This is a genomic window from Deefgea chitinilytica, assembly GCF_016881405.1.
GTDB lineage: Bacteria > Pseudomonadota > Gammaproteobacteria > Burkholderiales > Chitinibacteraceae > Deefgea > Deefgea chitinilytica.
The window spans coordinates 1-20,307 of record NZ_WOFE01000012.1 but is presented as its reverse complement, the minus strand read 5'-3'; the positions used below and the strand labels follow the sequence as shown (position 1 = coordinate 20,307).

Genomic DNA, 20,307 nt, shown 5'->3' with positions numbered 1-20,307 from the left:
AAACATCTGCGTTCATCTTGTTTATGCGACAAAAATTAAAACCCAGACTAACTTATAAACAGAAATCAAAAATCTAAAGAAGTTGTGTCGAAGAACACCTTATTCCGTAAGTGTTTAATTGGATAGCATACAACAGCATACAACTATATTATTATTTACTTATAGTTAAAACAGTACTGCGAGAACGACATGAGACAAGCTGGTTTTACGCTGATAGAAATGATGATTGTTGTAGCTTTGATGGGCATCATCGCAAGTATTGCGGCACCAAATTTGCAAACATTCATGAAAAATAGCCACTTAACTGGTGCTTCAGAAGAGTTAATCAACAGCCTTGGTCTTGCAAAATCAGAAGCAATCAAAAGAGGCGAAAGCGTCACGATTTGCAACTCAGCAAATCCTTCAGCCGATGCACCGACTTGCAAGACAGGTACACCCGATTGGCGTACAGGATGGGTCGTATTTGTCGATGCAGATGGTGACAAACAATTAGATGCTGGTGAAACCGTATTACGAGTAACCCAAGCCATCAAGAATGTAGACAGTATTACAAGTAACAGTAACCAACTTGCTATTCGTTTTAGATCTGTCGTGTTAGCTGGCTCAAGTGATACCAATATCACTTTTTGCAATTCAGGTGCAACCGCAAGAATAGTGACAGTCGACAAAATGGGTCGAATTAGCCGTACCCAAAGCGGAACATGCAGTTAGGAGCAGCAAATGAAACAGTCCGGCACAATTATGCTAGAAGTTCTAATTTCAATCGTTGTTTTAGCGCTTGGAATATTAGGGCTAGCATCCCTTCAAGCCTATTCATTAAGAGCAGCACAAAGTTCAAATTTGCGCTCTATTGCTGCAGATTTAGCCTCTAGCATGGCTGAGCAAATTCAAACAAACAGACCAAAATCATTAGCAGCCACAGAGGCAGGAATTGATTCTAAATACTATGGCTCTAGTATTGTAATACCAATACCACCTAATTATGCGCATATTAAATGCGAATACGATAATTCAACAGAGAAATATACTTGTAGCAAGCCAACGGGCTATACACCAAATTCAAAAACAAAAACAAATAGTCAAAAATTAGCTGAGGAAGAGACTGCATATTGGCTTAATTTAATTAATGCTTCTTTACCGTTAGGATTTAATTCTGATGGAACAATCAAAGGTGGCGGTATAGTTTGTAAAGACAATACTCCAGACGACGGTATATCACCAGTATTTGATCCTACCGACACTGACTATGCAACAAAAACAGGCTGTTTAAGTAGCACCAGTGCCGAATATGAAAATGCACCATATGTAATAAAAATCTGGTACGAAGAACAAACAACAAAAAAAGAACAAGGTACTTTGTCGACAGATGATATTGATGAAAAAGATAAAAATGTACGTGTCCTTAGACGTTTCTCTTCATCACTATTATAAATAGGCTAATCCATGAATAAAATCAGCCAAAATGAAAATGGTTTTACAATCATAGAGTTAATGATTGGCTTGGCTCTGGCGATGCTACTTACGTTAGCAATAGCAAACATGTACATACAAACACGCCAAACGTTTAGAACACAATCTGCAATAACAAATCAAGCAGATGAAGGAAAGTTTGCGCTATCTACAATACAAAGAATGATTTTTCAAGCAGGTTATATTAATAAAGCAAACATGAAAACGTCGCCAGCAACTGCATTTACTGCAAGTTATGGAATGAATAATGGCGAAATTATTAAAGGAAATAATCAACAAATAAATATCAGATTTATGGGTGATACCGACGCAAACATCATAAGTTGTGCTGGTGACAACACTGGAAATTTAGACTATCCATCCTTAAAAGATTCAAACATTCATGGCTATCGTATTCATTTAGACGGTAGTCAGCTTAAATGTAGCAAATTATCTAATACAGGAACTATTTCGGATAGCCAAGTAATTGCTGATAATATTGTTGAATTTAAAGTTACCTATGGCGTAGATTCTGATACAGACAAAATATCCGATAATTATGCAGATTCAGGAATTACAGATTGGGGTAAAGTATATTCTATAAAAACATGCATTGTAACTAAAAGTAAAGAAACTAATATTGCGGCAAAAACAAACAATAGAAAATATTTAAATTGTAATTTTCCAGAACAATCAAAAACTAGTATTAATAATACAGATGGAAGTAATTACAGAACTTTTTCAACTACTGTTTATTTAAGAAACAAAATGAATTAGGTGAAAAAATGTCAAGAAAAAATAAAAAAGAGAATGGATTTGTACTTATTACCAGTATTATATTCCTAATAGCAATAACTATAGCTGTTGTTTACGCTGTGAAAAATGCAACAGTACGTGAGCATTCAGCAGGAAATAATCGAGCCAGAACTCAAGCATTTGAAATGGCACAACTGGCAATGCTTAGAGCACAAGCACAATTAACAGAGGAAGTAATATTTCCAGCATCTGGATGCGATAAAGGGTTATGCAATAGCAGTACCGCTGATAGTACTCTGCTCGATAACAATACATGGTCAGCAGGAACTGCAACATGTGAAATAAATAATACCAGTTGCAATGTTTTATTAGGGGCAAATAAAGTTAAAACAATGAGTATATCTGGAGTTGCAGCACAGCCACGTTGGGCTATCCGTGACTTAGTAAACAATGTAGATGGCGATTGTACTTTTTATGAAGTTTGGGGAAAAGGAACCGGAGCTGAAGCAAATAGCTCTGTGTTATTACATTCTATTGTTAAAGCATGTGAAAGTTAGGAGTAGCATCATGAAAATTAAATTAATTACATTAATAATTAGTGGTATTTTTTCAAGCCAATTTATTAATGCTGCTCCAGTACAAAAATTTACTCAAAGTGGTAAAGATCCATTCACACCTCTCTACCAATCGTCAAATGAGCCTCCACTTAATATGCTAGTGATTGGCAAAGATCACCGACTTTTTTATGAAGCTTATAATGATGCATCTGATCTGGATGGTGATGGCACATACGATGTAGGCTATCAAGGTTGGCAAAATAAAGCCGGTTTTCCAGCGATAAAAGGGAATTTTAAAATTGACTATTATGGCTATTTTGATAGCTATAAATGTTATCAATATACAAATAATCGTTTTGAACCTGTAGAAATAACAACAAACAAAAAATGCCCGAATAATTCATCCGCACCATGGAGCGGAGATTATCTAAATTATTTAACTACATCACGTATTGATGCTATTCGTAGAGTGCTTTATGGTGGAAAACGAAGTAAAGATACAGCAACAGAAACAGAGTTAGAGCGGGCATTTATCCCACAAGATGCTCATAGCTGGGGTAAAGAGTATCGCAACATAGCTAATGATGGCTATGACATTAGGGACTATACCCCTATGGATCTCCCAACAGGCTCGACTCGACACTTGTTTGCCAATACTACAATGTGTACACCAAATGCATGTAGCACTAGTTATAACAACCCTCCATTGTTAAGAACTATCAAAAATAGCCCGCGTCGAGTATGGGAGTGGCTCAGTATTGAAAGACCAGTGGCTGATGCACAATATGCTGATGGATCTAATAATCGTGTCAATATCCCCACTGGTGATATGACAAATTACAATGTAAGAGTACAAGTTTGTAAAACAGGACTATTAGAATCAGAATGTAAAAAATACGGCACGTCCTATAAACCATTTGGATTAATACAGCAGTATGGTGATGCTGATTCCATGCGATTTGGTTTAATGAGCGGTAGCTATTCAAACAATACACAAAGTGGAGTACTTAGAAAAAATATCTCTACTATTAGTGATGAAGTTGATATCAATAATGGTACGTTCAAAAGTACTGTGGGTGTAATTAAAGCAATTGATAATTTCAGAGTAGAAGGTTTTACAAATAACAGAGAATGGTACGGACTAAATGGGAATGATAATGAATGCTCATATGCAAATGCATTTTCAAAGCAATTAACTAATGGAAATTGCAGCGGATGGGGTAATCCGGTAGGTGAAATGATGTGGGAAACCATGCGCTATTTTTCCGGTGCAAACGCTAGCTATACAAGTGATGCCAAGGGAAATACATTAGGTCTACCAGTAGCGACTTGGACAGATCCATATGGTGCCAATAATGGTGTAGCACGAAATAGTGTTTGTGCTAAACCTGTAATAACTTTGATATCTGATATAAATCCATCGTTTGATGATGGAATTGTGGATTCTAGCATTAATGCTAATTCATTCAATCAAACCACAATTTTAGATAAAATGTGGAAAGATGAATTTGGATCTGTTTCAAAATCTGTAGTAATTGGCTCAAATGGTACAAATAATGATTTAGCACCAACAGTTAAAACCACATCTTCTTTTTCAAATTTAAAAGGATTACCAGATGAACCAGGAAAATTTGGTACATTTTCAACAGCAGCAGTTGCCCAGTTTGGACGTATTAATGATATTAATGCAGCTGCAGAAAAACAATTAGTAAGTACATTTTCAATTGCATTAGCTTCACCACTACCAAAAATTGAAATACCAGTTAGTGGTCAAAAGGTAATTTTCACTCCTTTTGCAAAGTCTCCCTCAAATGGAGGTGGGACTGGAAACTCGGCGAATTATAGACCAACGAATCAAATTGTTGACTATTACATTGATACAATAAGAAATGTTCCAGGATTTCCAACAGATAATTCGATAAACGGTGGTCGCCCATATTATAAATTCCGTATTAATTTTGAGGATGTTGAATATGGTGGTGACCATGATATGGATGCTATTGCTGAATACACCATTAGTTTACAGAGCGATAACAAAATCCTAGTGAAGGTTGATTCTACGTATGCTGCTGGTGGTATCGATCAACATATGGGTTATGTTGTATCTGGATCAACTAATGATGGCGTATATTTAGTCGTTAAAGACGTTGGTGGAAATAATGTAACTTACTGGATGGATGCAAAACCAGCCACACTAAACTCAGGCAATCCTGTCAATTCAGGAACTCCTGTTAATCCAAGTGGTAATTTAACCGCACTGACTGATTCTCGTGTTTTTGTGGCTAATAGTTCAGCAGCGGTAGTAACAGATTTGAAATCACCACTTTGGTATGCCGCAAAATATGGTGGTTTTGTTGATGATGATGCGGACATTAGTCCGAATAAGAATGTTTTAGATAATACTGCAGAATGGGATGTTGATGCAGACGGTATACCTGATAATTATTTTTTAGTTACAAATCCATTAAAATTAAAAGAACAATTAGATCGAGCTTTTTCACGTATTGATGCAACAAGTAGATCTAGTGCACCAGTTGGTAGTGCATCCGGTGGTGGCTCCACAAGTAGTGATTATCGAATTTATCGTACCGCTTATAAAGCAAATCAATGGAGTGGTAATTTATCTGCACTATCATTGTCAACTTCAACACTTCAATTGGGAACAGTTTATTGGGATGCAAATGATCCATCTAAATTACTGCCTCCTACTCAGCGAATACTAATGACATGGAATCCTGACACTCGTACAGGTACGGCATTTGATAGTGCTGCTGGGTTGGCATTTTTATCATCTAATCAGAAAGCTGCATTAAATTATCCAAGTGGTGATCCAGGTGGTTTTGTGGTTACACCGACAATGGAAGCACGTTCTAAATATATTCGTGGTGATAATTCTAATGAAGGAACAACATCCGGTAAATTTAGACAGCGAGAACGTTTCAGTGATGAAACTAATTACATTGCAGATATATTAGATGCTCAACCGTATGCTGTAGGACCTGTACCTGATCCAACATATTATGCTGATGCAGATTACTCTACTTTTGCAAAGACTTATAAAGATCGTATAAATTTTGTTTATGCTGGTGCTAATGGTGGTGTATTTCATGCATTTATGGATGATATTGTTACAAATCAAGCTGATAACGGAAAAGAACGTTTTGGCTACATTCCATCATTTATTTTTAACAAATTATATAAGCTAGAAGAACAAGCTTATAATCATGAATATTATTTAAATGGCCAAGCTGCAGTTCAAGATGTAAAAATGAATTCAGGCGAATGGAATACATTACTTGTTGCAACTGCTGGATTTGGTGGTAAAGGTGTTTTTGCACTTAACATTACTAAACCATTAGATGTCGGATCTTCAGAAATACCTAAATATACTCGTTGGGAATATTTCAATACCACAAATTCTGCACAAGGCAGCCCAGATATGGGATATCAACCATATAGCCCATTAATTACTAAAATGAATGATGGTAAATGGTATTCAATTGTTGGTAATGGTTTTAACAGTGATAATGGCAATGCAGCATTATTTTTACTTGATGTATCTGGTCCTTCTTCATCTGGTTGGGATTCAACTACAGCTAAAAAAATATTAATTGATCCATCAATTGCAGGTACAGGTTTTAACGGTTTATCTGCAGCAACTGCAGCAGATTTAGATGATAATGGTACCGCGGATGTTATTTATGCGGGTGATATGCTAGGAAACCTATGGAAGTTTGATGTAAAAAGTAAAAATTCATCTGATTGGAAAATTGGATTGGCGGGTAAACCTTTATTTAAAGCAACAAGGTCAGATGGGGCTCAATCTATTGTAAGCCCTCCTGCAATTACTTTTGAGAAAAAAGTTGAATCTAATTTAAGTATTGTAAATAAACGATTAATGGTTTATTTTGGTACTGGTAAATTTTCTGAAGATTGCGATCGATATGGGGCTACTTGTTCTGGACAATCGAATACTGCGAGTTTTTACGGTATTGTAGATAATGAAGAACAGTTAAGTACTTCAGGTGCTGTAACTGGTGATATATCTTCATTTGATACGTTAGTTACTTCAAAATTAATTCAGCAGAAAATTCAATCTTATAATAATAGCGATTTGATTAAATTAAATCAAACAGGTTTAACATTAAGTGATATTGAAAATTTCAGATGTATATTACCAAAAAAGGCAGATGGTTCTTTCCAGACAAATTGTACTGATGAAAATTTATTCAATAATCCTAGTATTGAATTTGGATGGTATGCTGATTATCCAATATCTGAAGAGAGAAGCGTTGGTATGCCTAGAATATCAGGTGGAACTATTTTATTTAATACTTTAATTCCGTATCAAGATTTATCTAATCAATGTTCATTTACTTCTCGTTCTACTTTAATGGCATTAAATCTTGATGATGGTGGTCAAACCCGACAACGTTTTGCAATGACTAAGAGTAGTGATGGTACTAAAGTAGTAATTGCAAATGTAGGTCTAATTTCTTCTACCTCTACACCTAACGGTACTACAACTGTTAAAGGTGCTACTCCATCAGGCTTAAATGATGAAAGAGGTTTTGGTCGTGATTATAACAATACTAAAAAGCAAGGAAGTAATCCATGTGAAAAAGCAATTGACGTTGATCCTTTAGGTAAGGCTACTCAAATTAATGTTTGTGATTCACGTATTGTTGTACCAGTAAATTGGACTGAAGTTATTAAATAATTATTAATGGGCTTTTTATAAAGCCCATTTTTCGAGGTGGTTATGTTAAAAAATATTAAAGGTTTTACTTTAATTGAATTAATGATTACAGTTGCTGTAATTGGTATACTTGCTTCAATTGCAATTCCAAATTATTCAATTTATATTAAAAAGACAAGAAGAACTGATGCTCAAACAGTGTTATTACAAAATGCAAATATTTTAGAACGAATTTATACTACGGAAAATAAATATGGTGAGTCAGGTGTGTGTTCAACTAGTATAATTACAGAAGCGCCAATTGATGGAACTACAAAATATTATGATATTGCATTAAGTAATTGTGAGCCCTCTACTTACACATTGACTGCAACTCCAAAAGGAAGTCAATCTAGTGATGGTAAATTAGTACTAACTCATACAGGTCGTAAAGGTTGGGATAAAAATAATAACGGTACTGTTGATTTTTCTGATGACTCTGAAAATAAGTGGTAATTAAAATGCTATTTCTTTTGTACTAGGAATTCCCTTACCATTTTTTATTGCAGGTTTAAATTTAAACTTCCCTATTATTAGTTTTAATTCTTTTAATTTCTCATCTTCAATATTTGTATTTTCAATTACAATATCTTCAACTATCCCTTTTTCGTTGATGTAAATTTTAGCTTTAAAAGTTACATCAATTTCATTTGAAAACTCAAATTCTTCACTGTTTAATAGTATTGCTTCATTATCTTTAAATTTTTCAAAATTAATTATATTTTCAATGTATTCATTTGAAATGGTTAAATTATTTACATAATCAGGCATTGAATATTTCGTCTTATAATTACTTATGCTTATATCATTATTTTTTAAATTTACTTTAATTTTTTCTTTTTCGAAGCTAACTTTAAACTCGAAATTTTCTTTTTTGTAATTTTTAGGTCCATAATTTTCGCTATTTAAAAATAAAAGAAAAATCAATAAATGTATATTTATTGAAATAATAATTGAGATAAGAAGTGTTTTTTTATTCATTGATCTTTAGGGTAAGTAAGTTTTATGAAATTATTTTAGATGACGCAGACTTCTTTTTGTATTTCTTCTTTATATATATATTGATAAGTAAAAGATAGTAGTAATAGATAAGGATTGAAATTTCTGTGGATAACTCTAAAAGCTCATATTTTTCAACAGCTTAAGTTATCCACATGGGGAGGTACAAGTCTTGCTGCTGCTGTGGGTAATTTGTGTTCTATTTTGAAGCTTTGCTGTGGGTAACACTTATCCACAGCTCTTATTCTTTTCCACACATTTTAAGTGACTGATTTATATAGGCTTGTGTGAATAAGCTGTATAATCGCGGGTTTTCTAGGGGATGTTCGATGGCGATTCAGTGGTTTCCGGGTCATATGCATGTGGCGCAAAAGAAAGTGGCAGAGACGATGGCCAAGGTGGATATGGTGATTGAGATCGTCGATGCACGGATGCCGTTGTCCAGTAGTAACCCGATGATTGAGAAGTTACGTTTGCATCGTCAGCGCCCAGCTTTGAAGATCATTAACAAAGCTGATCTAGCAGATCCGAAGCTAAGCCAGTTGTGGTTGAACTATTTCCGCCAGCAATCTGGCACTGAAGCTTTGTTGATGGGTGAAGATAACAAAGCTGCGGCGATCAAACAGATTGCGGTGCTGTGTAAAAAATTAGCGCCGTTTCGCAATGATGCTGAAAAACCACTCCGCGCGATGATTTTGGGGATTCCCAACGTGGGTAAATCGACTTTGCTCAATACCTTGGCCAAACGTAAAGTGGCTAAAGTGGCAGATACGCCAGGGGTAACCAAGTCGCAGCAGCGGATTGAGACACTTGATGGTGTTATTTTGTACGATACACCGGGTTTGATGTGGCCTAAGGTCACGCATGAGCCATCTGGTTTTCGTCTTGCCTTGGGCGGTTCAATTGGCCGTAATGCCTATGATGAAGTCGTGGTTGCCTATTTTGCGATCGAAGCGTTGCGTGAACGCTATCCTAAAGAGCTGATGGCACGCTACAAGCTCTCCAATCTAGATGGTACGGTCGATGAGTTGTTTAACTTGATCGGACGTAAGCGTGGTGCCTTAATGGCCGGTGGTGTGATTGATGAACAAAAAACTGCTGATTTGATTATCACCGATTACCGTAGCAAGGCGATTGGCCGTATGACTTTGGAAGTGCCAGATGACTTTATTGGCGTTGATTTGAGTTATGGCGTTGATGTAGTCGATGAAATCGTTGAAAATGTCGATGAATAATTTAGTAGTATTGGCTGGTAACTAAGTAAAATTATAGCTTGTCGCCATATACATCGATTTCTAATCAATGGTGTGATTTTTTAGTGGCTTTGCGCAATAATTAGCTTGGTTTGGAATGATGTAATTTAGCCTTGATGCTTTGAGGACGCTTATATATGGAAGTTGAACTCAGTGGTTTAGAAGACAAAGTGACGCAGCTTGCTGCGCTTTGTCGACAATTGCGCGCAGAAAATCGCGTTTTACGCCAAGAGCTGTTGCTTGCACAGCAAGAACAGCTGCAGCTGACCAATAAACTTGCAGGCACCAAAGAGAAAGTAAGCGCAATTTTGGCGAAGCTTCCTGAGGATGTGTTATGAGCGAATCAATTAAGCAACTCGATATTTCTATCATGGGGCGTGAATTTCGTGTCGCTTGCCCCACGGATGAAGAAGCTACTTTGCTGCAGGCAGTACAACTGCTTGATACGCGTATGCACGAAATTCGCGCGGCAGGCAAAGTGATTGGTATTGAAAAGATTGCGATTATGACTGCACTCAATATGACGCATGAATTTTTGAGTACCAAAGTTGAAGGTGGCTTTGACATTGGCCGTATTCAGCGTAAAATTGACCATATGAATTCAACAATCGATGCGGTTTTGCAAGAACAAACAGAATTGTTCTAAAGCGTCGAGACCATTAGCTTTCCTGCGGTGTTCGCGACGGTTCTAAATCTTTGAACCGATAAGCTGTATAGCACGTTTGCCAGTCATCTGGACGCCTGTTGTGAGCATTCCTCGTTGAATGCACCTGATGGCATCTGACCGGCAACAACTTGAACCATGGGTTCAAGATGCGAATCGAAACGGCACTGTGGGAAGCCCTCATTCTCTGTGATTACGCAAAAATCTCAATTACGTCGCCAGTTACGCCAAATTCGTGCGGCGATTTCAATTGCTGATCGGCAATCAGCAGCTTGGGCCGTGACGCATTGCCCACAAATATTGCAAAAACTTCGTCGTGGAAAAAAAATTGCCTTGTACGTCGCTGTTGGCAGTGAATTTTCGGCATGGCCATTAATTTTTTTGGCCCTGCGTCGAGGTTGCCTGGTTTATTTGCCTGTAGTGCCTGCGGTGGGGCGAAAAATGAGTTTTGTGCGTTTGAATCAAGATTCAGTTTGGCAAATTGGGGCATACAACATACCCATTCCATTTCATACCGAACATTGCCAGGCACGTAATCTTGATGTCGTATTTGTGCCATTACTGGGTTTTGATCAATCGTTGGCTCGTTTGGGGCAAGGTGGTGGTTTTTACGATACGACATTTACATTTCGTCGCAACCGCCAATCTTGGAAAAAACCATGTTTGATCGGTTTGGCTTTTGAATCTCAGCGTGTTGGAGCACTACCATCTGAACCATGGGATTTGCGCTTAGACGCGATCGCGACCGAGCTTGCTTACTATCGTCCGGTTTGATTTAACGCAAATTAAGCTAAAGCCTAGTGAAATTACTGACATACACTACTAACTGCCTTGTTTAAGATGATGTGAATGTTCTATGCTAATTGCATTGATCCCAATTGATTTCATCAAAATGAGGTTACATTATGGCTGCTGTTGTTTCTTCCCCTGTGAGTATTGTGAATGCGACGGGTTTGCATGCGCGACCCGCAGCAAATTTAGTCAATGTCGCGAAGCAATATAAGGCTGATATTAAGTTGGTTTACAAAGGTATTGAAGCAAATGCCAAGTCAGTTGTATCGGTGATGGGCTTGGATGTCAGTAAAGGGGATCAGATTCAAATTAAAGCCGATGGCTTGGATGCGAATGAGGCGATCAAAGCAGTAACAGCAATTATTGCTTCGGGATGTGGCGAGAGCTAAAAAAATGCACTTAAAAATAGGGTGGCTGAGCCACCCTATTTGTTTATATTACTGTTCATTGAAATGTCTTAAAACTCATGTAGTTTGTTAATAAATGTAAAGAAATACAGTTTCAGGTAAACCAGCTTGTGAAAACTGATTAAACACAATGTGTGAATAATTTAGAACGATAAAAATGCAAGCCAAAATAAAATTGGGAAGCAAACAGCTTTCAACGTTTGGCAAAATTTACTAATTAAATCAGAAATAGTACGCTGTATGCCACTGGGATGCAGGCGGTAAACTAATCAACATTAAAACGCATAAGCCATTTATCAATGCAGATCATTGGATGATCTGTGTAGTCAAGAATTAAACCAACAGAGGTTGTTATGTCGACAAATCCAGCTTCGCAATTTGTATTATTAGCTCCGTTTTCGGGTGTGATGGTGCCATTAGAGACTGTGCCAGATCCCGTTTTTGCTCAAAAAATGGTGGGCGATGGAATTTCGATTGATCCAACGAGTAATGTTCTTGTTGCTCCAATGACGGGTAAAGTCACTCAGATTCATTCTGCTAAACACGCGATTAGCTTAGTTGCAAGTAATGGGCTAGAAGTACTGATTCACATCGGTCTTGATACTGTTATGCTCAAAGGACAAGGTTTTACTACAAAAGTAAAAGAAGGCGATATTGTCGACGCAGGGCAAGCTTTGATTGAATTCGATATGGATGCAGTTGGCCGTAAAGCGCTGTCATTACTGACTCAAATGGTGATTACGAATGGTGAAAAAGTCGCCAGCTATTCGCCAGCGAAAGGCTTAGTTGTCGGTGGTAAGGATGCAGCATTAACTTTAGTGATGGTCGATGGTGTCGTGCAAAATTCAACGACCGCCGATGCATCTGGTGAGGCGTATTCAGATCCAATTCGTATTCCAAATCCAACGGGTTTACATGCTCGTCCAGCCGCTGTGTTAGCTAATGCCGCTAAAACGTTTAAATCAGATGTGAAATTAGTTCGTGCCGGACAAGAGTCGAACGCCAAATCGGTCGTGGCGATTATGGGTTTGGAAGTGCAAAACGGTGATGAAATTCGTGTTCGTGCGATTGGACCAGATGCCTCTGGCGCAATCAAAACGCTCACGGCTTTGATTTTGAGTGGTTGTGGTGAAGATGTGGGTGGTGTGGCACCAAAAGTAAAACCAAAACCAATGGACACAATCAAAGTCGCGAAAGCAACGCCAAAATCAGAAGATCCAAACGTATTAACTGGTGTTTCTGCTTCCCCAGGTCTAGCCGTGGGTCAGATTTTCCAAGTGAAACAAGTTGAAATCGAAGTGGAAGAAACTGGTGAAACGCCAGAAATTGAACGTCGTCGCTTTGATAAAGCACTCAAAGACGCTCATCAGCAATTAGAAAATCTTAAATCAGAAATTAGCGACGAAAGTAAAGCCGAGATTTTTGCTGCGCACCAAGAGTTGTTGGAAGATCCTGATTTGTTAGCGATTGCGATAGCCGGGATGACGAATGGCAAAAGTGCCGGTTTTGCATGGAAAGATGCCTACAACACCTATTCAGCAAAATTAGCTGCGTTAAAAAATGAAGTCTTGGCGGGTCGTGCGAATGATATCCGCGACGTCGGTTTGCGCGTATTACGTTTGATCGCGGGCATTGAAGAAGCTGCGATGGTGGTGCCAGAAAATGCGATTTTAATCGCAGAAGATCTCACTCCATCGGATACTGCTAGCCTTGACCGTACTCGCGTCCTCGGTTTTTGTACCACAGGTGGTGGTGCAACCAGCCACGTTGCTATCTTAGCGCGCTCTTTGAATATCCCTGCAATTTGCGGTATTGATGAAGATGCCTTGGCTTTAACTAATGGCATGCCTGTCATTTTGGATGGCACACGTGGTACTTTGCGTAAAAATCCATCAGAAGCCGAAGTCACTGACATTCGTGAAAAGCAAGCAAAACAAGCCATCAAACGCGAAGCTGAATTAGCTGCGGCTTTTGAGCCTGCGGTGACCAAGGATGGCACGCACGTTGAAGTGGTTGCCAATATTGGCGGGCTTGATGACGCCGAGCAAGGTGTGAAGCTTGGCAGCGAAGGCGTAGGTTTATTACGTAGTGAATTCTTGTATCTTGAACGTACTGACGCACCAACCGAAGAAGAGCAAAGCCAGATTTACATCGATATTGCCAAAGCATTGGGCAATGATCGTACTTTTGTCGTGCGTACTTTGGACGTCGGTGGTGATAAACCATTAGCTTACTTGCCAATGCCAGCCGAAGAAAATCCATTCCTTGGTGTTCGTGGTGTTCGTTTGTGCTTGGCTGAGCCTGAACTCTTGCATACTCAAGTTCGCGCAGTACTCCGTGCCGCGCCTTATTCGAAGCTGGCTATTATGTTCCCAATGATTACTAGCCTAGAAGAAGTACGCGAAGTGAAACGTATCGTCGCGGAAGAAAAAGCGGCGTTGGGCATCACTCAAGACGTACAAGTCGGGATTATGGTTGAAGTGCCAGCGACCGCTGTGATGGCCGAGCAATTTGCCCGTGAAGTTGATTTCTTCTCGATTGGTACTAACGATTTGACGCAATACACTTTGGCAATGGATCGCGGCCATCCAAAATTAGCCAAACAAGCCGATGTGATGCATCCTGGCGTACTCAATTTGATCAATATGACAGTCAAAGGCGCACACGCTCATGGTAAATGGGTTGGTGTATGTGGGGGTATTGCCTCAGACCCAATGGCTATTCCACTGTTGCTGGGTATAGGTGTTGATGAATTGTCAGCCAGCGTACCAACGATTCCAGCGATTAAAGCTTTGGTACGTACTTTGAACAAAGCCGATTGTGAAAAACTAGCTGCTGAAGTCTTGCAATTGGGTACTGCAGCCGAAGTACGCGCCCGTTTATCTCAGTTGGTTGATTAAAAGGAATTTGAAATGGTACTAGTAATCGCAGTAATTGCTTTGGTGATTGGAATTGCAATTGGTTGGACGATGCGTGGCAATCAACAAGCGGCCATCAACCCAGTGCGAGTAGAGAAAGAAATTCAAGCTGAGGTTGTGCCAGCTGTGAAGTCTGAATTACTTAAGCCAGAGTGGTATGCCGCATTAGGTGGTAAAGCCAATGTACGTGTGGAAGAGTTCATCGCTTCGACGCGTGTGCGGGTTGAGTTGTTTAATGGCGCATTACTAAATGAAAATGCACTTAAAAATGCTGGCATTGCAGGTATCGCTAAAATTGATGGCACTACACTTCATTTGATTATGTAAATTTTTGTGTGCTTAGTAAAAAACCACCATGAATTATGGTGGTTTTTTTTTGCTATAAAATATTATGTTGTTTACATTGAACTTGGTTTTAAAATATTATCACCTTGATATAAAACAATATTTTTAAGTTAATCCGCTAAGGTATATCCCTGTAAGGTGATTGCTGCATAGGCAAACAATATTTTATGTAACAAAATAAATCATGATTTTAATAAACCGGCGATAAACTGATTGATTCATAAATTTCGCCTTTTGGAGAATAAAATGTTCAAGAATGCGTTTGCAGTCTTACAGCAAATTGGTAAAGCATTGATGCTGCCAGTGGCTGTGTTGCCCGTGGCGGGTTTATTGCTCGGGATTGGGGCGTCTAATTTTTCGTTTATTCCAAGTATTGTTTCGCAATTAATGGCAGCAGGTGGTGGCGCGATTTTTGGTCACTTGCCATTGATTTTTGCAATTGGTGTTGCTTTAGGTTTGACCGAAAATGACGGTGTGGCGGCAATCGCCGCATCGGTCGGTTTTGTGGTGTTACTGGCCACGATGGGGGTGATGGCACCGGTTATGGGTGTTGAGCCAGCGATGGTGATGGGCATGAAATCGATGGAAACCGGCGTATTTGGCGGGATTATTATCGGTGGCGTGGCAGCAACCTTATTCAATAAATATTATCGAATTGAATTGCCTCCGTATTTAGGCTTTTTTGCCGGTAAACGGTTTGTGCCGATTGTAACGGGCGTTGTGGCGATTTTTGTTGGTGTGCTGATGTCGTTTGTTTGGCCACCAGTGCAAGGCGTGATCAACACATTCTCACAATGGGCGGCGCATTCAGATCCACGTATGGCAGCAACCGTTTATGGTTTTGTTGAGCGTTTGTTGATTCCGTTCGGTTTGCATCATATTTGGAACGTACCATTTTTCTTTGAAATCGGCGCGTTTACCGATGCGACAGGTAAAGTGGTGAACGGTGATATCGCGCGTTTCTTTGCCGGTGACCCAACTGCCGGTATTTTGTCTGGTGCGTTTTTCTTCAAAATGTTTGGTTTGCCAGCGGCAGCAATTGCGATTTGGCACACTGCAAAGCCAGAAAATAAAGTGATGGTCGGCGGTATTATGATTTCCGCTGCGCTGACTTCATTCCTAACAGGGATTACTGAGCCAATTGAATTTGCCTTTATGTTCGTGGCACCTGTGCTCTATGTGATTCATGCTTTCTTGGCGGCATCAGCACAATTTATCGCCAACACCTTAAACATGCATATGGGTTTTACCTTCTCTCAAGGCGGTATTGATTTCTTAATCTTTAATGCCTTTGGTGTGTATGCGAAAAACTGGTGGTATGTATTAATTATTGGCCCAATTTACGGCGCTATTTACTACAGTGTGTTCCGCTTTGTGATTGTGAAATGGAATCTGAAAACACCAGGTCGCGAAGATATTGCCGCAGATTCGACGAAACAAGAAGCTAGCGGTCAGGGCATGGCGCATGATTTGGTGGTGGCTTTTGGTGGTGCAGAAAATATCAAGAGCTTAGATGCGTGTATTACTCGTTTGCGGATTTCTGTTGCCGATGCGGCAAAAGTGAATCAAGCCTCACTGAAAGCCCTGGGTGCAGCGGGTGTGATGCAAGTGGGCAATAATATGCAGGCAATTTTTGGTACTCGCTCAGAAAATTTGAAAACGGATATGTCTGAGTATTTAAAATCAGGCGGTATGGGCTTGGCTGCATCAGTTAGCAATAATTCTGAAGCAATACCTACTGCAAAAGCCGGTGAGATTCATAATCAAGCCTTGTTGGCGGCATTGGGTGGTCAGGCCAATATCAGCGAAGTGGCTTCAATTGCTGCAACACGAGTACGGGTTCATTTAAAAGATGTGAGTCAATTTAATGAATCTGCCGCGTTGGCAGCTGGCGTTGCCGCAGTGGCTAAACTTGATGGGAATGTGCTGCATTTAATTGTCGGTGATCCAGCCGCTGTTTTGGCCTAATTCATTGATTGCTGAAATTCATGAATCAAAGCCCATCAAATCGATGGGCTTTTTTTCGTTTAAACAAAGCTAGATTTAGCATCAACTTTGCGCCAAACTCTTTCTATGGCACGTGAAAAAAAATTAGTTTTTACCGAATTTCAAGCTGCAAAATGGCTACCAGGTGGTCATGCGCAGACTATTTACCCTGCTTTATTTATGTGGCGGCGGGCGGCGCGCTATCGCCGCGAAGCTTGGGTAACGCCAGATTTAGATAGCATCGTGGTGGACTGGACTGCTGGACGTGCTGGTACGCCATTGATTGTGTTATTTCATGGTTTGGAAGGCAGCTCGCACAGCCATTATGCTTTGTCTTTGTTTACCCAAGCCTACAAACAAGGTTGGCGCGGCGCAGTGCCGCATTTTCGGACTTGCGGAAATGTGCAAAATCGCTTGCCACGCGCTTATCACGCGGGAGATTCGGAAGAAATTAATTGGATACTGCGCCGTATGCGCAAGGGTTTCCCAGATTCACCGATTTTTGCCGTCGGCGTATCATTAGGCGGTAACGCACTATTAAAATGGTTAGGCGAACAAGGTGCAGCGGCGAATATGGTGATTGATGCGGCCGCGGCGATTTCCGCGCCAATGGATTTAACGGCGAGCGGCAATCAATTAGACCAAGGGATTAATCGGCATATCTATACGCGTAACTTTTTAAGTACGCTGCGCTATAAAACGCAGCTCAAGCTCAAACTCAATGAAAATCCATATATAGATTGGCAACAAGTGAAGCAAGTGAAGACAATGCGTGAGTTTGATCATCTGGTCACTGCGCCACTACATGGGTTTCACAGCGTTGATCATTATTGGCGCAGTGCCAGTAGCAAACAAGTCTTGAGCCAGATTACCTTGCCGACCTTAATTATTAACGCTTTAAATGATCCATTTATACCCGCGGCGAGCTTGCCCCATCAACATGATATGCCCAGTTGCGTAAAATTGCTGCAACCTGCTGAGGGTGGTCATGTGGGCTTTGTCAGCGGCACTCCACCCGGAAAATTAACTTGGTTACCTGATAATATTCTGCGGTTTTTTCAATACCACCTTCCATTGCCACGATGACTATGATTTCAGTGCCCGCTAGTTTGTTTAAGGCCTACGATATTCGGGGCAAAATTGATTTACTGACTCCAGAATTTGCCTATTGGGTCGGTCGCGCCTGTGGCGCAGAGGCGATAGCGCGTGATCAAGCCGTCGTTGCCTTGGGCTTTGATGGTCGTTTATCTAGTCCAGCAATAGCTGCAGCGCTTAGTCGTGGTTTATGCGAGGCAGGGGTTCAGGTTTTCGACCTTGGCCTATCCTGCACCCCGCTGCTTTATTATGCGGCACTCAAAAAGGCGAGCGGTTCTGGCATGATGATTACTGGCAGCCACAATCCGCCTGATTACAACGGTATTAAAATTATGCTGGGTGGGCAAACGATTGCTGGTGAGACTTTACAAGCGCTGCGTCAACGAATCGAACAAGGGCAATTACCGATACAAACTGGTGGTGTCGTGCAGCGATTTGATGTGATGCAGGAATATGTCGCAGTACTGAAACAGCAATTACCTTTGAAACGGCCATTAAAAATAGTCCTCGACTGTGGCAATGGTTCGCCCGGCGCGTTGGCGCCCACCTTGTATCGGGAATTAGGTTGCGAGGTGATTGAGTTGTATTGTGAAGTCGACGGTTTATTCCCAAATCATCATCCCGATCCGCAAGTCGCCGAAAATCTTCTCGAGTTGCAGACGACTGTTTTGGCGCAACACGCTGATGTGGGTCTGGCCTTTGACGGTGATGGCGATCGACTCGGTGTCGTGACGCGCAGCGGGCAAATTATTCCGGGCGATCGTTTATTAATGCTGTTTGCAACTGCCGAATTGTCGCAGCAATCGGGGCATGTTTTATACGATGTAAAATCAAGCCGCGCTGTGAGCCAATGGGTGTCAACGTTAGGAGGTACCTCGGAGGCAATTCCAACGGGGCATTCGCATATGAAACGCCGCTTGCGCGAAACTGGCGCGCTAATCGCTGGTGAATTATCGGGTCATTTTGCCTTTGCGAACTGGGGCGTTGATGATGCTTTATATGCCGGCGCTAAACTGTTGCAACAAGTTGCGGCGGGTGTTGATCTCGACATCGAGCTAAAGCATTTTCCGATCAGTTATTCCTCGCCCGAATTACAAATTCCGCTCACCGAATCAGGCCATGGCTTAGTTGCACAGATTGCAGCGCATGCGCAGTTTCCTAGTTCCCAACAAATCAGTGCGATCGATGGTTTACGCATTGAATATACCGACGGATTTGGTTTAATCCGCGCTTCGAACACCACACCCGTTTTAACATTAAGAATAGAAGCCGATACCATTCCCGCTATGCAGCGTATTCAGCAGGAAATTGCGACTGCGATTGCTCCTTTACCCTTTCCACATATTGATGAGAAATGATGAAACTTCCTCCGCAACATTTGATTGCCGCCAATGTCGCAGTTGCCTTAAATGAAGACATTGGTGATTGCGACTGGACAGCCCAGTTAATCCCAGCATCACAAACAGCTAAAGCCAAAATTGTACTGCGTGAAAATGCCGTCATTTGTGGTCAAGCGTGGTTTAACGAAGTGTTTCGGCAAATTGACGCTAGCGTGGTGGTTAACTGGAAAGTGCAAGAAGGGCAGTATGTCATTAAAGACAACGTAATTTGTGAGCTAGAAGGCAATACCCAGGCGTTGCTAACCGCAGAGAGATCGGCACTTAACTTTTTGCAAACTTTGTCGGCAGTGGCGACGGTCACGCGGCAATATGCAGAAGTGGTCGCGGGTACTTCCGCTGTTGTCCACGACACGCGTAAAACCATCCCCGGATTACGTCGCGCACAAAAATACGCGGTCACGGTCGGTGGTGGTGCCAATCAGCGCATTGGTTTATACGACGGTATATTAATTAAAGAAAATCACATCTTGGCTGCCGGTAGTATTGCTAATGCTTTAGCGACTGCCCGTGAAATTGCACCGTCGAATGTTACGGTTCAAGTCGAAGTCGAAAATCTGCACGAGCTTGAACAAGCCCTCGCTGCAGGCGCGACATCGATACTATTAGATAATATGAGTCTGACTGAAATGAAGCACGCAGTTGAATGTGCAGAAGGCAAAGCAATCTTAGAAGCGTCAGGCGGGGTAGATTTAACGACCTTACGCGCGATTGCTGAAACCGGAGTGCAACGCATCTCAATCGGCAAACTCACAAAAGATGTAGTCGCAATCGACTTATCGATGCGATTAATTTAAATTAGGCAGCAGCGAAGATCTAATTGTCTCTAAGGGCGCGGCAGCGCCCTTCTGTATTTGTAGTTTTACTTCAGTTTCTCGTCGATTTGCTTCCTATTTAAATCAACAACTTATCACCTTGTTTGGATTTTCTTCGTCGTTAGGTGTTGACGTA

The 20,307-nt window shown here is 40.7% G+C and carries 18 protein-coding genes and 1 other RNA gene; 18 read left to right on the top strand and 1 reads right to left on the bottom strand.

Annotated elements, in window-relative coordinates; genetic code table 11:
- Positions 1 to 189 precede the first annotated feature (189 nt).
- The 6 genes from GM173_RS16120 to GM173_RS15035 are packed head-to-tail and all read left to right on the top strand — an operon-like array spanning position 190 to position 7,956.
- Positions 190 to 711, top strand: a complete 522-nt coding sequence (locus tag GM173_RS16120) for a GspH/FimT family pseudopilin (protein ID WP_275412361.1) — start codon at positions 190 to 192, stop codon at positions 709 to 711.
- 9 nt (positions 712 to 720) lie between these two features.
- Entirely contained in the window at positions 721 to 1,431 is a 711-nt protein-coding gene (locus tag GM173_RS15055; protein WP_203572213.1) for a PilV family protein, read from the top strand.
- A gap of 12 nt (positions 1,432 to 1,443) precedes the next feature.
- Positions 1,444 to 2,226: a PilW family protein gene (locus GM173_RS15050; protein ID WP_203572246.1), complete on the top strand. Its 783-nt coding sequence runs from the start codon at positions 1,444 to 1,446 to the stop codon at positions 2,224 to 2,226.
- Positions 2,227 to 2,234: 8 nt separating this feature from the next.
- Positions 2,235 to 2,762: a pilus assembly PilX family protein gene (locus GM173_RS15045; RefSeq protein ID WP_203572212.1), complete on the top strand. Its 528-nt coding sequence runs from the start codon at positions 2,235 to 2,237 to the stop codon at positions 2,760 to 2,762.
- Positions 2,763 to 2,772: 10 nt separating this feature from the next.
- Positions 2,773 to 7,482 (top strand): pilus assembly protein, encoded by a 4,710-nt coding sequence (locus tag GM173_RS15040; protein ID WP_203572211.1) that lies wholly within the window; start codon positions 2,773 to 2,775, stop codon positions 7,480 to 7,482.
- A gap of 42 nt (positions 7,483 to 7,524) precedes the next feature.
- Positions 7,525 to 7,956 carry a type IV pilin protein gene (locus GM173_RS15035; protein ID WP_203572210.1) on the top strand — a complete coding sequence of 144 codons (432 nt, stop codon included), beginning with the start codon at positions 7,525 to 7,527 and terminating at the stop codon, positions 7,954 to 7,956.
- Here GM173_RS15035 and GM173_RS15030 read toward each other — a convergent pair whose 3' ends face one another.
- Positions 7,957 to 8,481, bottom strand: a complete 525-nt coding sequence (locus tag GM173_RS15030) for a hypothetical protein (protein ID WP_203572209.1) — start codon at positions 8,479 to 8,481, stop codon at positions 7,957 to 7,959.
- Between the two features lie 347 nt (positions 8,482 to 8,828).
- On the opposite strand from GM173_RS15030, the gene ylqF reads away from it, so the two are divergent.
- The 12 genes from ylqF (at position 8,829) to nadC (ending at position 20,153) form a co-directional block, all read left to right on the top strand.
- Positions 8,829 to 9,734, top strand: a complete 906-nt coding sequence (ylqF, locus tag GM173_RS15025) for a ribosome biogenesis GTPase YlqF (RefSeq protein WP_203572208.1) — start codon at positions 8,829 to 8,831, stop codon at positions 9,732 to 9,734.
- A 155-nt stretch (positions 9,735 to 9,889) separates the two neighbouring features.
- Positions 9,890 to 10,090, top strand: coding sequence for a hypothetical protein (locus GM173_RS15020; protein WP_203572207.1), 201 nt, complete (start codon positions 9,890 to 9,892; stop codon positions 10,088 to 10,090).
- Positions 10,087 to 10,398 carry a cell division protein ZapA gene (locus tag GM173_RS15015; RefSeq protein ID WP_203572206.1) on the top strand — a complete coding sequence of 104 codons (312 nt, stop codon included), beginning with the start codon at positions 10,087 to 10,089 and terminating at the stop codon, positions 10,396 to 10,398. The genes GM173_RS15020 and GM173_RS15015 overlap by 4 nt, the downstream gene beginning before the upstream one ends.
- A gap of 16 nt (positions 10,399 to 10,414) precedes the next feature.
- Positions 10,415 to 10,596: non-coding RNA, 6S RNA (gene ssrS, locus GM173_RS15010), on the top strand.
- Positions 10,597 to 10,605: 9 nt separating this feature from the next.
- Positions 10,606 to 11,190: a 5-formyltetrahydrofolate cyclo-ligase gene (locus tag GM173_RS15005; RefSeq protein WP_203572205.1), complete on the top strand. Its 585-nt coding sequence runs from the start codon at positions 10,606 to 10,608 to the stop codon at positions 11,188 to 11,190.
- 131 nt (positions 11,191 to 11,321) lie between these two features.
- Positions 11,322 to 11,597 carry an HPr family phosphocarrier protein gene (locus GM173_RS15000; RefSeq protein WP_203572204.1) on the top strand — a complete coding sequence of 92 codons (276 nt, stop codon included), beginning with the start codon at positions 11,322 to 11,324 and terminating at the stop codon, positions 11,595 to 11,597.
- 371 nt (positions 11,598 to 11,968) lie between these two features.
- On the top strand, positions 11,969 to 14,515 hold the full coding sequence (gene ptsP, locus GM173_RS14995; RefSeq protein WP_203572203.1) for a phosphoenolpyruvate--protein phosphotransferase: 2,547 nt from the start codon (positions 11,969 to 11,971) through the stop codon (positions 14,513 to 14,515).
- 12 nt (positions 14,516 to 14,527) lie between these two features.
- Positions 14,528 to 14,860, top strand: a complete 333-nt coding sequence (locus tag GM173_RS14990; protein WP_203572202.1) for a PTS sugar transporter subunit IIB — start codon at positions 14,528 to 14,530, stop codon at positions 14,858 to 14,860.
- A gap of 264 nt (positions 14,861 to 15,124) precedes the next feature.
- On the top strand, positions 15,125 to 16,846 hold the full coding sequence (gene ptsG / locus GM173_RS14985; RefSeq protein WP_203572201.1) for a PTS glucose transporter subunit IIBC: 1,722 nt from the start codon (positions 15,125 to 15,127) through the stop codon (positions 16,844 to 16,846).
- Between the two features lie 105 nt (positions 16,847 to 16,951).
- A complete protein-coding gene (locus GM173_RS14980; protein WP_203572200.1) occupies positions 16,952 to 17,950 on the top strand; it encodes a YheT family hydrolase in 999 nt (332 codons plus the stop codon).
- The gene (locus GM173_RS14975) at positions 17,947 to 19,317 is read left to right on the top strand and encodes a phosphomannomutase/phosphoglucomutase (RefSeq protein ID WP_373309392.1); all 1,371 of its coding nucleotides are present in this window, start codon (positions 17,947 to 17,949) and stop codon (positions 19,315 to 19,317) included. Before GM173_RS14980 ends, GM173_RS14975 begins: the two co-directional genes overlap by 4 nt.
- Positions 19,314 to 20,153: a carboxylating nicotinate-nucleotide diphosphorylase gene (nadC, locus tag GM173_RS14970; protein WP_203572199.1), complete on the top strand. Its 840-nt coding sequence runs from the start codon at positions 19,314 to 19,316 to the stop codon at positions 20,151 to 20,153. Before GM173_RS14975 ends, nadC begins: the two co-directional genes overlap by 4 nt.
- Positions 20,154 to 20,307 lie beyond the last annotated feature (154 nt).